This window comes from Echinicola sediminis, assembly GCF_054777495.1.
Genome location: NZ_BAAHAP010000006.1, coordinates 20,682 through 34,938, shown reverse-complemented (window position 1 = coordinate 34,938; position 14,257 = coordinate 20,682). Strand labels below are relative to the sequence as shown.

10 protein-coding genes are annotated in these 14,257 nt (G+C 43.9%); 4 read left to right on the top strand and 6 right to left on the bottom strand.

Going from position 1 to position 14,257, the window contains the following annotated elements; genetic code table 11:
* Nucleotides 1-7 precede the first annotated feature (7 nt).
* Entirely contained in the window at nt 8-1,156 is a 1,149-nt protein-coding gene (locus ACYVAA_RS02640) for a helix-turn-helix domain-containing protein (protein WP_460538489.1), read from the top strand.
* 321 nt (nt 1,157-1,477) lie between these two features.
* Here ACYVAA_RS02640 and ACYVAA_RS02635 read toward each other — a convergent pair whose 3' ends face one another.
* From ACYVAA_RS02635 to ACYVAA_RS02610, 6 genes are all read right to left on the bottom strand, one after another.
* Nucleotides 1,478-1,837 (bottom strand): helix-turn-helix domain-containing protein, encoded by a 360-nt coding sequence (locus ACYVAA_RS02635; RefSeq protein WP_460538488.1) that lies wholly within the window; start codon nt 1,835-1,837, stop codon nt 1,478-1,480.
* A gap of 2 nt (nt 1,838-1,839) precedes the next feature.
* Nucleotides 1,840-2,136, bottom strand: a complete 297-nt coding sequence (locus ACYVAA_RS02630) for a type II toxin-antitoxin system HigB family toxin (protein WP_460538486.1) — start codon at nt 2,134-2,136, stop codon at nt 1,840-1,842.
* A gap of 180 nt (nt 2,137-2,316) precedes the next feature.
* Nucleotides 2,317-3,318 carry a glycoside hydrolase family 43 protein gene (locus tag ACYVAA_RS02625; RefSeq protein WP_460538485.1) on the bottom strand — a complete coding sequence of 334 codons (1,002 nt, stop codon included), beginning with the start codon at nt 3,316-3,318 and terminating at the stop codon, nt 2,317-2,319.
* 223 nt (nt 3,319-3,541) lie between these two features.
* Nucleotides 3,542-4,522, bottom strand: a complete 981-nt coding sequence (locus ACYVAA_RS02620) for a glycoside hydrolase family 43 protein (RefSeq protein ID WP_460538484.1) — start codon at nt 4,520-4,522, stop codon at nt 3,542-3,544.
* Between the two features lie 136 nt (nt 4,523-4,658).
* Nucleotides 4,659-5,687: a glycoside hydrolase family 43 protein gene (locus tag ACYVAA_RS02615; RefSeq protein WP_460538482.1), complete on the bottom strand. Its 1,029-nt coding sequence runs from the start codon at nt 5,685-5,687 to the stop codon at nt 4,659-4,661.
* A 141-nt stretch (nt 5,688-5,828) separates the two neighbouring features.
* The gene (locus ACYVAA_RS02610) at nt 5,829-6,923 is read right to left on the bottom strand and encodes a glycoside hydrolase family 43 protein (RefSeq protein ID WP_460538481.1); all 1,095 of its coding nucleotides are present in this window, start codon (nt 6,921-6,923) and stop codon (nt 5,829-5,831) included.
* Nucleotides 6,924-7,281: 358 nt separating this feature from the next.
* Between ACYVAA_RS02610 and ACYVAA_RS02605 the strand changes: the two genes are divergently transcribed.
* The 3 genes from ACYVAA_RS02605 (at nt 7,282) to ACYVAA_RS02595 (ending at nt 14,211) form a co-directional block, all read left to right on the top strand.
* Nucleotides 7,282-8,223 carry a glycoside hydrolase family 43 protein gene (locus ACYVAA_RS02605; protein WP_460538480.1) on the top strand — a complete coding sequence of 314 codons (942 nt, stop codon included), beginning with the start codon at nt 7,282-7,284 and terminating at the stop codon, nt 8,221-8,223.
* 1,057 nt (nt 8,224-9,280) lie between these two features.
* Nucleotides 9,281-12,346, top strand: coding sequence for a SusC/RagA family TonB-linked outer membrane protein (locus ACYVAA_RS02600; RefSeq protein ID WP_460538479.1), 3,066 nt, complete (start codon nt 9,281-9,283; stop codon nt 12,344-12,346).
* Nucleotides 12,347-12,375: 29 nt separating this feature from the next.
* Nucleotides 12,376-14,211 (top strand): RagB/SusD family nutrient uptake outer membrane protein, encoded by a 1,836-nt coding sequence (locus ACYVAA_RS02595; RefSeq protein ID WP_460538478.1) that lies wholly within the window; start codon nt 12,376-12,378, stop codon nt 14,209-14,211.
* Nucleotides 14,212-14,257 lie beyond the last annotated feature (46 nt).

Sequence of the window (14,257 nt, the reverse complement as noted above, 5' to 3'; positions counted from 1 at the left end):
ACAAAAAATGGAAAACAAGGAAAAGCTTGAAATCATAGATCATATTTCGTCTTCCAAAACATTTAGCCGTTCCCCTTCCAGCAGTGTGCTCTTGAAGTTTTTGACAGAGGCGACCCTGGACGGTAGGGACCTTAAAGAAACCACCATAGGCATGGAGCTTTATGGCAAATCCTATGAGGACGAAAAAAGCGCCGCCCATATCAGGGTCAATGTTTATCATTTGAGAAAAAAACTGGATAAATACTATGATAAAGAAGGTGCCGAGGACCTATGGAAGGTGGAAATAAAAAAAGGGCAATATCAGGTAGACTTTATCAAAAACAAGGAAGATGACCCCGCCAGCAGCCAGACCAAGTACGGGATATGGATGGCGGCAGCGGTATTGGTTTTTGTTGTTATCTTTTGGTTTTTCAACAGGAAAGTGGACATCCCTTTGTGGCAGGCCTATTTTGACAATGGAAAGGAAACCACCTTATTTATCGGGGACTTCTTTGGAATAATGGGCACTACTGCCACAGGGTCGCACGGTTGGAACCGGGATTATAATATCAATAATATCGAGGATTTTTACCGTTATTTAGAAGATCATCCCGACAAAAAAGACGCTATACGCCCCGCCAATTACCCCTATGTCACGGGAATGGCCGCCAATGGGACCATGAATATTTCCAGGCTTTTCCATCGGCAGAATAATGACTTCAACATCCTTTTCAGTTCACAAACCACCATCAAGGACATAACCGAAAACAATTCCATTTATATAGGGGCCATCAAAAACGGGAACTTATTCATAGACTTCTTCAATGATGCCAATCCCCATGTTTCCATCAACAGGAGCATGCTCAATTTTAAAGATGAAGGAAGGGGCATTGACACACTGATCAACCTAAGCGTGGGTGATGGCTCTGTTTATGAACACGCCGTAGTATCCCGCTATAAAGGCCCTAATGAAACCGAGCAATTTGTTTTCTTTTCTGACCATGACATTGGTGTAAAGGCCACCACGGAGAAGTTCACCAACGTGGAATGGATAAAAGGCCAAATCGGTGATCAGATCCGGGATTCGGAATATTTTACGGCGATCTTCCTTGTCAAAGGAAAAGAGCGGACCAGCATGGAGCTGGAGTTACTGCTTTGGGATGGCTTAGAAGAATAGGTAAGAGAAAATAGTGGAGAGCATGGGTCACCATGTGAATGAAACGGTATGGGGTTTACCATCGGGAATTCAAGTTAAAAGGCTGTCTCAAAATAGAATTTCACCAAAAGCCAATCAACTAATGTTTTGTCTCTTATGAGCAGTCAGCAGTGATTCTGGATTTGACAATTTGTGGTTCGATTCATTTACTCCGATTACAGAGGTCAAATTTTGATTATCAAATCACTATTATTCTAATCTCAGAATAAAATTTGGCCTCTGAATCGTGGAAATCACTTTTTAGACAGTCTTGAGCAAAAAAACCCTTTCTAAATCTTAGATTCAAACCCCTAAAACAATGGACGCATCAATCCCCAGTTTGATGCTGATTTCCCGGGCAACTTTCAGGGGAGGCTCACTCTTTCCATTCATGTACTCACTGACCCTTGAAGTACTTACCCCCAAAAGTTCCGACAATTTTTTTTGATTCAGGCCCATTTCGGCCATTCGCAATTTTATAACCTCCACTAAGGAAGGCATACTGACCGGAAAATGCTGCTCTTCATAATCCGCAATCAGATCAGACAACAGATTTAGCTCCACATAACCCTTGGCGTTCTCATCTTCAATATTGTCAGGATTCAGCAAAAGCTCCTCCACCCGCTCAACAATGGCTTTATATTCTTTATCCGTCTTAATCATTCCTAAATATTTTTAATATCAGTGATCTTATCATACTCCGCATGAGTTCCAATAAACCGAATGTAGACTTTCTTGGCTTTAAATGAAATGATGCAAACCAAGCGATAGGTGTTTCCTTTAATATTAAATACGAATCGATGGTTACCAACATAATCCGCTGTACCAAAGTCCAACTTCAACTCATTGAAATTATCCCATTCCTTGGAAGAAACGGTGTGATACCAAAAACTTAAGGCATTCTCTGCATCCGCATGCTTTTCCGAAAACTCCCTTATTCTTTTGTATGTCACAATCCGCATTATCCTCTAATTGATTAACACAAATCAATTGAAAAAGTTACAAAAAACAAAATTATATAACAATAAACAGAATTACATCTTAGGAATCTCAGCAGTAGATAATTCATGCCATGACTTTGAGTCATAGCATGAATTCACCAGATATTTCAATTTTCTTCAATTTTAGAATCTTCAGATCTTTCAATCCCCCAAAGCCCCTAGGACAACCAATTTGTCTCCGCTCAAATCCACTTCAAACAAGTGCGGAATTCGGATATACCGGCCATTTTCCTCCCGATGACTGTGCGCGGCCATCAGCCACTTTCCTTCAAAGGTTTGAAAAAGCATACCATGCCCATAGTTGGGAGGAGTAATGGGCTTCTCTTCCTGCACCCAAGGACCTTCCAATCTGCCCGTCTGGGAATAAGCCACACCCTGGGTATACACATCATAGATCCAACTTGTCCAGATCATACCCAAGCGACCTTTGTCGGTCCTGAAAAGATAGGGGCCGTCAGTTACCTGATTGGGAACCACCTTTCCATCCTTTTTTCTCCTGCTCCAGGGTGAATCACTGGCCTTGAACAGCAACTCACTTTCCCCAACCGTGCCGCTAAGGTCATCTTTCATGGCTATCATTTCCATGGTACCGTCCTCCACCTGCAACCATTCATGGCAAAAAACCATATAAGGTTGCCCATCTGCATCCACCCAGAATGTACCATCCAAGGTAGCCCAATCGGCTGGCAAATAATCCTCCTCTCCTAATGGCTCATAAGGCCCGCCCGGACTATCACTGACCAGCACATGGCTTGCACGACGGGGAACTTCTCGTCCATCTACCGAATCAATAATGATACTGTTGTTGGTAAAAGTGGCAAAATAGTAATATTTACCTTGGTAATAATGGAGCTCTGCAGCCCATATGGCGGGTTTCTTTCCCATCCATGAATTTTCATCATGCTCCACTACTTGATATGGCCCGGACCAGTTTTTCAGGTCTTTGCTTTTCCATAGCCTTCCCCCTGTTCCCGTCATATAATACATCTTGGTGGCTTGGTCGGCCAAGATGCATGGATCACTCAGACGTATGGAATCCAAAGGAAGGTCATACCGAATCTTGCTTTGACCATTTGCATCAAACGGGCATGCCCATAATAGGGATAAGCACACCACTATTATCAAACTGATATTTCTATTCATGGTAAAAATGTTTTACTATCAAAAATGAAAATGTTCGGGAAATAAGAAATGGTTTATCTGTGATGAACGGAAGCCTGCCCCAACTACTTATTCATGCCATGACTTTAGGTCATAGCATGAATGCTCCAACTTATCCTATTGGTACTACGCTGTCGCTCGTCCGGATTTGAAATCCGGACGAAATATATTGTGGATTTTTAATCCAATTATTCCTCTCTCAATTTCAACGAACCGCCCCTACTCCTTCGGTCGTCATCTGCACCTTTTTGAGCGTGCCATCAAAATTATACTCCAGTTTATCAATGCAAACAGAACGGCTGTAGCTGCCACCATCTGTATTGATGCCTCCATTATGATAGATAAAATAGTCCTTGCCCTTGAAGGTAACAATGGCCTGGTGGTTGGTATTGCTGTTTCCGGCGATTTCATTCAGGATGCCTTTGTATTCATAAGGTCCTTCGATACGATCTGCCATGGCATAGGCAATCTTCTCTGGAAACTCCGTAGCATAGGTGAGGTAATACTTACCGTTTTTCTTATGTATCCAAGGGGCCTCAGTAAATTCAAAACCATCGAACTTGAGTTGCTTGATTTCTCCGTCGATTTCGATCATATTCTCCTTTAGCTTCGCATAATAGCACTCTCCATTCCCCCAAAAGATCCAGGGCTGCCCATCATCATCGATAAATATCGCTGGGTCAATGCAGGCCCAGGAATGGTCTGAGGCAAAACAGTCCTCATTGGTCAGCAGCGGTTTGCCCAAGGCATCCTTAAAGGGCCCGGCAGGATTGTCCGCCACAGCAACCCCTATCCCTGTCCAATTGGTGCTGATATACCAGTAATATTTACCGTTTCTCTCCTGCACATGTCCCGCATAGGCATCCCCACTTTTGGCCCAGGCAAAGTCGGTGATTTTCAAAGGCACTGGATGCTCTGTCCAGTTTTTCATATCGGTAGTGGAAAAAACCAACCAGTCCTTCATTTTATAGCCCTTCTGCCCTCCTTCAAAATCATGCCCCGTATAGAGCCAAAGAGTATCCCCCTCCACAATGGCAGCAGGATCGGCAGTGTATTTATGGGTAAAGACAGGATTGCCGCTGGTCGTAAAGCGAAAAAGTGAATCCTCGCTTTGCGCATATAAGGTACTGCCAAACAGTAGGAATAGTACAAGGGTCGTAAGTCGGCTAATAATAGCTTGTTTCATAGTTTTGGATCAGGTTGTTTATTTCTATTGTCTAATATCTCTTGAACCTCCATCGGCAAAAAAAACATTTTCGTAGACGAAGTCTAGCGTCTTGTGTCTCAAGACTCATTACTCAAGACTCAATACTATACACCCCCTACTCCAACAATCCTTCCGGCACCCCTCCCCACTTTGCATCAAGCCTCTTCGCTTCCTCTTTGGTGATACTGATGACACTTCCGTGACGGGGATTGAAATCTTTTGTGAACGAACCGGTGGTATCCGAGAAATGGACCAAATCGGTACTGCGCTGGTATTCATAGCGCTGATCGGAATACAGGTCATACATCAGGAAATATTCTTCTTTGCCATTCAACTTGAACACCGATGATCCCTCCACCACGGTGGGTTTTCCAGCATAGACATCCAAATAGTTAAAATCTTCCTTCCAAGGCCCTTGAAGCGATTCACTTGTGGCCTGCTGGATGCCATTTTTAAATTCCTTACCCTCTTTGTCCCTGGTGTGTCCTTTATAAAACAAATGGTACTTGCCGTCTTTTTCCACAATATCTCCATCAATGGCCCCATATTTGGTTTTGAACATCAACCTAGGAGCAGCTTCAAAACCGGTAAAATCAGCATTGGCATAAGCACTGTAAAAATCCAGTCTATCGTCATAATAAAACCGTACCGTGAAATACACCAGGTATTTCCCCGCTTCATCATCATAAATGACCTGTGGTGCCCACACCCACTTGACATCCTTAAACTGTTCCGGATAGCTGGCTTCCAGGTCTATCCAAGCGTGGTCCCAATTGATCAGATCTGCAGACTTCAACAACACCACGCCAGGGTTATGGTCCCAGCCGTTTTTCTTGGTATACATATCGGTAGCCACCATGTAAAACCCTTCTTCAGCTGCCCCCCGCAAAATGTGCGGATCACGCACCCCTCCGGTTTGGGAGATTTCAGCCGAAGACATGATGGGTTCATTATTATTCAGCGCCTTCCAGTTGACCGCATCTTCACTGACAGCAAAGCGCAGCTGCTCTTGCTTATCGGCCTCTCCCGTCCCTTCAAAATAGGCAAACAGGTAGCCATCATATTTTTCTTTAACAGATGAACAGGCCATCAGCAGCAATAAGCTATTTAATGCCAAGCTTAGTGAGATTATATTAGATTTCATTCTTTCTATTATTAAACTGAATATTATAACATTAAACTCCCAAAGTGGGTCTATTCGCCATTTCTTGATCAACCCCCTCTATTTATTTAAACCCTACTAAAAATAATTCGTGTCAATCCGTGTAATTCGTGGACCAACATTCTATTCAAAATCCATTTCCAATCCCCAGTACCTAGCCAAGTTTTCTGCCTCTGATGTGCTCAGATGTACCACTGCCCCATGTTTGGGGGAACTGAAATTGGTGGCCTTCATCAGTCCTTCATTGAAGTGGCCCAGGTCTTCAAAATGCTTGAAATCACTGGTCTCTCTGAAACCAAAATTATGGGGATGGATGCCATAGATATCGTACATCAGCACCCATTTTTCCTCACCAATTCTTTTCCATACATTCGGAGCTTCACTCGCCTGCGGTTCAGTATCGTACCAAGCGGAATCGTACTGGTATCCCTCGTTGATCTTATCAGAAACGGCCTGTTTGATACCAGGAATGCCATCATGAGGGGTATAAAACATATGGTACCGATCCCCTACCTTCGTGATATCCGCATCGATATAATTGATTTCCTTGGGGTACTCGAAAATCAATTTCGGCTCTGTCAGCAATTGATCAAAATCATCATTGACATAAGAATAGTACATTTTATTCAGGCCGTTTTTCCAGCGCATGGTATAGTAAAGCATCAGCTTGCCCGCTTCCTCATCGAAAGTAGTCTCCGGTGCCCAGGCACATCCAATGGAATCATAGCCATCAAACTCCTCAGGGAGCAATACATTGGCCTTGGACCATTGGATCAGGTCTTTGGATTTCATCAGGACAAAACCCCGGTTGTTGCCCCAGCCATATTCTTCCCCTGGCCGCTGCCATTCTGTATCGCGAAGGCCGTCGCGCTTGGCAAAAATATGCAGGTCGGTCATGGCAAGGTAAAATGTTCCATCAGGCCCTCTGAAGAGGTGCGGATCCCTGATCCCTTTTTGCTCTGCGATGCTGTCCCCGGCAATTACCGCCTTGCCATCATTGATATCAGTGAAACTATAGCCATCCTTGCTCAATGCCATATGCAGGCTGTGGTCATCGTCCTTAAAATAAACCATCAGATAGGCATTCATTACTGCTTCATCGGCTGCATAAGAGGAAGATGATAAAGTGTCCTTCCCTTCCTTATCGGAATTTCTGGAAGCACAGTTAAAAAATGTAAACGCAGATAATACTAAAAACCAAATAGACAATCGGTTCATGCTTGGTCAATTAAGGGTTTAAGGTCAACAAATTAAATTAATTGTCAATTAAACACTTTAAATTCAGTCCAGCAAATCTCCTCCAAAATTTTTTAACCCAAACCCCTAAAAAGCCTCATTCACATCAATATAGAATGCCCATGAATTCACATTCCATTGACTCATCCTTAAAATGTAAAAACAACACTATACTACACTGTTCTTTGCTTTAAATCTACCGGCTTAGTAATTTAGTCCAATGAATTCCTCCTTAAACCTGAATATGCGCCTTATTATTCCCATTATATGGTTCTTTTAAGGAGATTTAATCAGTAAATAATTCGTGGACACCCTACCAGTTTAACCACATCGTTAAATTATGAAAAAAACACTCCTTGCCCTTTTTGTCTTCTTGGCCGGTATGTCACAAAGCTTTGCCCAAGCCGATGAAGTATATCTGTTTTCTTATTTTATGGGGAACGGTGAAGATGGCCTCCATTTAGCGTACAGCGAAGATGGCCTGAACTGGAAAGCACTCAATGACAACAAAAGCATCCTCTCTCCTACAGCAGGCGGGGACAAGCTGATGCGCGATCCCTGCATTATCCGTGGTGGAGACGGTAAGTTCCATATGGTCTGGACCGTCAGCTGGAATGAAAAGGGGCTGGGTTATGCCTCCTCTGAAAACCTGGTAAACTGGTCTGCCCAACAGTTTATCCCCGTCATGGCCCACGAGGAAGGTGCCCTAAACACATGGGCACCGGAGATCATTTATGACGAGAAAAAAGACCGCTATATGATCTTTTGGTCCACCACCATTGAGGGGCTTTATCCAGAAACACAGGACACTTTGGAAAATGCCTATAACCACCGTATGTATTATACCACCACCAAGGATTTCCAGAAGTTCTCCAAAACAAAACTGTTTTATGAACCCGGTTTTAATGTCATTGATGGTACCATCATCCAACACGAGGGAGAAAACATCCTATTTGTCAAAGACGAAACCAGGACCCCTCCGGCCAAAAATATCCGCATCACCAAAAGTAAAAAGCTGATCAAAGGCTACCCCCTTGCTGGACGCCCCATTACGGGAAATTATTGGGCTGAGGGGCCCACACCCTTGATGGTGGATGGACGCTGCATAGTGTATTTTGATAAATACCGGGACCATCAAATGGGCGCTGTAGCATCTTCGGATTTTGAAAACTGGAAAGACATTTCAGACCAAATCAGCTTCCCCAAAGGTACCAGGCATGGGACCGCCTTTACAGTCAGCCAAGAAGAATTTGAAAACATAAAAAAGCTGTTGAACAGGTAAGTGATCCGTCCCCTGACATTTTTTCAGGAGGTTGTCTCATAAGTCAAGACTGAAATCTTTCACCAAATATTCTATGGATATAGGACTTCTGTTCGCTTACGATTACATAATTCAATACATTATCTTGATTAAAGCCCTCAATTGAAATCTAGGGGTTTTGACGGCAAGTTATATGCTCTATTGATATTTATCCGGCCAAAACATACCCCTCGTGGGGTACCTTCGCCTGGGGTTGCCACCCCAGGCTATTATAAATTTGCCCCCTTGGGGCGGCCCCTACCTTCACTGCCTGCCAAGACTACGATGAAATATTATTTGTGTAAGATTCGGATAAATCTACTTATGAGACAGCCCCTTTACTTTTTATTCTTACTGAGTATCCGATATGATTAGCGTACAAATAGGTTTATTTACTGATTGAGTTATAGATTGGTTTGGATGGCCCTTGGTGGGGCTGGTTTTAAGAAAATTGAGGAGGCCGTTAAGAAAATGAGCTAGCTCGCGTTGTGGAACAGCGAGATCCGCTCATTTTTAGGCCGGAACAGTTTTCTTAAAATTAAATTGGGATAAAAGATTTCAATTTTAAAGATAAATTGATGTTCCCAATTTAAAAGCCGAACCATCGGCCTAGATTTTTGGTCTTTTTCATCAATGGAAAAGACAGAAAATAACAATCAAAAACCATATACCAAGAAAAAACAGCTAACAGCAAAGTAGCGAATAGTCATATTATGCTTCCACATATCCTTCGGTTCGAAAATTATAACCAATAAAATCTCAGCATTTATCATACTGACGAAACACTTAGTAATTACGTATTTTTACCCTTTTTCCGCTTAAGTATTACGAAATCGATTCCGTAAGTTTTTAAAAGACTTTCCTTGACCAAAAAAATTATATTCCTCACTTTAACGATTGAGCATGCAATATATGTGTCAAAACCCCTAATAACCAACCAAAATTGCACATAAGTACTCCATTAAAGAATTACCGATTTCATCAATAATACCGTCCATTTTTGAGAAATCTCTAATTATTAACAATAAACCCATTTACTATGTCAAAAAACCTACTGAAAACCACCGGCATATTTTTATGCCTGCTCACTTTCCATTGGGCCTCATGGGCCCAGACCATCCGAATAACGGGACAGATCACGGAAGAAGATGGGAAAGCCATCCCCGGCGCAACAGTACTGCTCAAAGGCAGTACGATAGGAACCTCAGCGGATATAGACGGAAAATATGCACTGGATGTACCCCAAACAGGAATTTTGGTCTTTTCCTTTATTGGATATGAAACCAAGGAAATACCGATCGAAAACCAATCCACGATAAATGTCACCTTAAGTTCTGATATATCAGATCTGGAGGAAGTGGTGGTCATCGGATATGGTACGGCAAAAAAGCGGGACATTACCGGAGCGGTCTCCTCGGTGACTGCCAGCAAACTTGAAAATGAAAACCCCAATTCCATACAGGATGTCCTTCGGGGAAATGTGGCCGGCCTTAATGTGGGCATGAGCACTTCTGCCAAGGGCGGGGGATCATTGGAAGTTAGGGGCAGGACTTCCCTTAACGCGGGTACCAGCCCTTTGTTGGTATTGGACGGGGCCATCTATTATGGCCAGCTTTCAGACATTAACCCCAATGATATCGAGACCATTGAGGTACTGAAAGACGCCAGTTCAGCTGCCGTTTTCGGCGCCAAGGCGGCCAACGGGGTGATCATGATCAATACCAAAAAAGGTAAAAAAGGAAGACCTCGGATTTCCATCAACTCCAACGTGGGTGTAGCTTCTGTCGCAGCCATGGAAGAAGTATACGGACCAAATGAATTTATTAGCTGGAGAGAAGATGTATTCAAAAGCATCAATGCCGGAGGCTATGAACCCCACCAGTTTTCTGACCCCAGAACGCTCCCCTCTGATATCTCCATGGAAACCTGGTTAAGTTATGATGGCTCTGACGGAGATCCGGTTACGGTTTGGCTGCAGCGGCTGAATATGCAACCTGAAGAGATCAAGAACTACAAGGCAGGAAAATCCGTCGATTGGTACAACAAAATCTTCCAAAATGGACTTAGACAGGACCATACCGTAAGTCTATCTGGAAAAACCGACGATGTCCAATACTATTGGTCCCTAGGCTATTTGAACAATGAAGGAATCATCATTGGTGACGAATTTGAAACCATTCGGAGCAGGTTCAACATTCAGGGCAAAATCAGCAACTTCCTAACAGTGGGAATGAATACCCAATTTGCCAGTAGGGACGAAGGATCCGTAGCTGTAGATTGGAACAACCTACAGAAGCTTTCTCCTTGGGGTTCTGAATTTAACGAGGACGGAGGCCTAAAGTACCGACCAAATGATGAGCCCAGCGGAGGCAACCACCCCCAATATGACCGAAATTATATTGACCGCCAGCAAAAGGAATTCACTTTAAATTCCACTTTGTTTGCCTCGGTAGACCTTCCATTTGGCTTTAATTTCAGGACCAACTTCACACCAAGATTCACCTTCTATGAGAGATTTAACCATGAATCGGCCGAACATTTTGAATGGTCCCAAAGAGGAGGAAATGCCTCCAGACAGAATAGCAGAACCTATTATTGGCAAATTGACAATATCCTGACCTGGAAGAAAAACTTCAACAATATCCATGACTTCAATTTGACCTTATTGGCCAATGCAGAGAAATTCCAAAGCTGGGACAATACCATGAGCAATAATGGCTTTGAACCTCATGACCGACTGGGCTATCACAATATCGGAGGCGGAATAAATCCTATTATTTCCAGCAATGACCAATACTCCACTGGTGATGCATTGATGGGCAGGTTACTGTATACCTTTAAGGACAAATATTCCACCACACTATCCGTTCGTAGGGATGGTTATTCCGCTTTTGGACAAAGCAATCCAAGGGCAACCTTCTATTCCCTTGCCGGCGCCTGGTTGTTTTCAGACGAAACCTTCGTTGATTGGGACTGGTTGGATTTTGGAAAATTAAGGGTTTCCTGGGGGAGTAACGGTAACCGTGACATCGGAAGATACGCCGCACTATCTGACTTAAATACAGGAAAATACTTTTATCAAAGACCTAATGGTGAGCTGTATTTGGTCAACCAGCTCTATGTAAACACCATGAGCAACCCTAACCTAAGATGGGAAAGAACCAATTCTTTTAATGTCGGACTGGACTTCTCCCTGTTTAAAGGCTTGCTGGACGGAAGCATAGAAACCTACAAGATGTCCACCCGTGACCTCCTGGTGGAAAGAAGCCTGCCCGATATCCTGGGCTTTAACTTTGTGTACGACAACCTCGGCCAAGTGGACAATAAGGGCTTTGAACTATCCTTGAACTCCAACAATATCCGCAAACCCAACTTTACCTGGAGATCAGGTATGAACTTCCAGCTCAACCGAAACAAAATAATAAGCCTTTACGGTGACGTGGATGGAAACGGGAATGAGCTGGATGATATCGAAAACCAATGGTTCCTTGGACAGCCCATCGACAGAATTTGGGATTTAAAAGCCGACGGCATTTATCAACTTGGTGACGAAAGTGAAGCTGCTGAGTACGGGGTTCACCCAGGGGACTTCAGATTGATCGACGTTAATAATGACGGCCTGTTCACCATTGCAGACAAGCAGTTTTTGGGCTACACCGAACCACGGTTCAGATGGAGTTTGAGAAACGAATTTAAGCTCTACAAAAACCTTGACATCTCCTTTATGCTGTATTCTTACTGGGGACACAGCGGTTCATTCAACAGCTTAAAAAACAGGCAGGGCTTTTTGGACCGGACTAATTCTTACATCACCCCTTACTGGACAGCTGACAACCCGAACAATGAATGGGCCAGGCTCTATTCCAGCGATGGAAGTGCAAGTTTCTCTTTGTACAGAAAAAAATCATTCATCCGATTCGAGAATATCAGCATAGCCTACAGCTTGCCAAAACAACTGCTTGAAAAAGCAAAGGTTGAAAACCTCAGGTTTTATTTCAATGTCAGAAACATCGGATATTATGCACCTCAATGGGATTGGTTTGATCCAGAAAACAGCGGGCCGACCCCAAGGTATTTTACGCTAGGACTTGACCTGACCCTGTAATTTGTGTAGACCCAAAAAAGAAATAATCCATGAAATTGAATATAGAAACATCATTATATAAGACATTGGCTTTAGCCACCAGTTTGCTACTGAGTAGCGGATGCAGCAAGGATTGGCTGGAACCACAACCACTTTCATTCTTCGCCCCGGAGAACACCTACAACGAGGCCAGCGGACTTTGGGGAGCCATGGTCGCCTGTGAAAGGAATATGCGGCATGAGCTTACCGGCGATGGACCTCCCATCTTGACGGAACATATCTTCTCGGAGGTCGCCGTTGAAGGCACTACGGACAAATCCGGCCCTGCCCAGGACCTGAACCTGCTGATCACTCCGGATGCTAACCTTAACAGCACCAATACCAACCGTATTGGCTGGTATTGGTACGAAGGATTTAAGGGAATCAAATATGCCAATGTGGTAGTTTCCAGAATCGATGATCCTCAGGATTATGAGTCTGAAAACGAAAGAAACCATATTCTGGGGACGGCCTATTTTCACAGGGCTTTGCGTTATTACCGCCTTACCCAGCAGTTTGGGGATGTTCCACTGATTCTGGAAGAAATCACACAGCCAAAGCTGGACTTTTACAGTACTGACAGGGAAGTCATTTTGAGAAAAATGAAAGAGGACCTCGAATGGGCAGAAGAGTGGGTACCTGATGGGGTAGACCGTGGCCGTGTGCCCAAAGGGGCGGTGCAGCATCTTTTGACCAAAGTGAACCTGGCCTTAGGAGAATTTGACGATGCCATAGCTTCTGCCTCCCGGCTTATAGATGGTGGCGCCTACTCCCTAATGACCGAGCGCTTTGGTGCCACAGGAAATGACCCTGAAAGAAATGTGGTATGGGATCTTCATCGTCCAGAAAACAAATCCCTCAATGAGAACAAGGAAGCCATCCTTTTGGTCATGGACAGAATTGATACTGATGGTAACTCCGGAGGCATGACCAGTATGCGCCAGGCGGTTCCTTTCTGGGGAAACAATATCAATACCCCTAACGGGAATAAAGGCACCTCGGATAAAAACGCCATAGCCATAGACCAAGTCACCGAATACGGAAGAGGCATTGGCCGGTTGAGAGGCACCTGGTACCATCAAAGCATGATCTGGGATGATGACAAAGACCTTAGACATGCTCCAGGTAATTGGATGGACATGGAAGATATGGTGTATAATAACCCTGGAATCAGCGGAAGTGATGATTACTATGGCAAAAACCTGGAATTCCGGAACAATCAAGGAGTCGTCCTGGTCGCAGACACTATCAGAAGTTGGTTCTCATGGCCTCACTATAAGGTGTATATCCCTGATCCGCAAAGAACCCAGCCGCAAGGAGGGCATAGTGATTGGTACGTCTATAGACTGGCGGAAACTTATCTGTTGAGAGCGGAAGCCTATTACTGGAAAGACGACCTGGCCAAAGCTGCAGCAGATATCAACGCCGTCAGGACCAGGGCAAAATGTGATCCTTATTCCGCTGCTGACATCAACATCGGAACCATTCTGGATGAAAGGGCCAGAGAGCTTTATTATGAAGAACATAGAAAAACCGAATTGACCAGAATGTCCTACCTCTTTGCCAAAACAGGAAAACCAGCTTACAACGGCAAGTCCTACAATGAAGAAAGCTTCTCGGAAGAAAACTTCTTCTATGACAGGATCATGGAAAAAACGGACTATTATAATAAAGGCGTGTATACCCGACATGGTGATACCTACACCATGTCCCCCTACCATGTACTTTGGCCAATTCCAGCGGATGCCATCAACTCCAATACAAAAGGGCAAATCAACCAAAATGAAGGATACGCCGGTTTTGAAAATAATGTACCTCCATTGACCTCCATAGAGCCAATAGAGTGATAGGCCATTGATCCATGTGGCTGTTTCACAATAAGGAATACGTCAC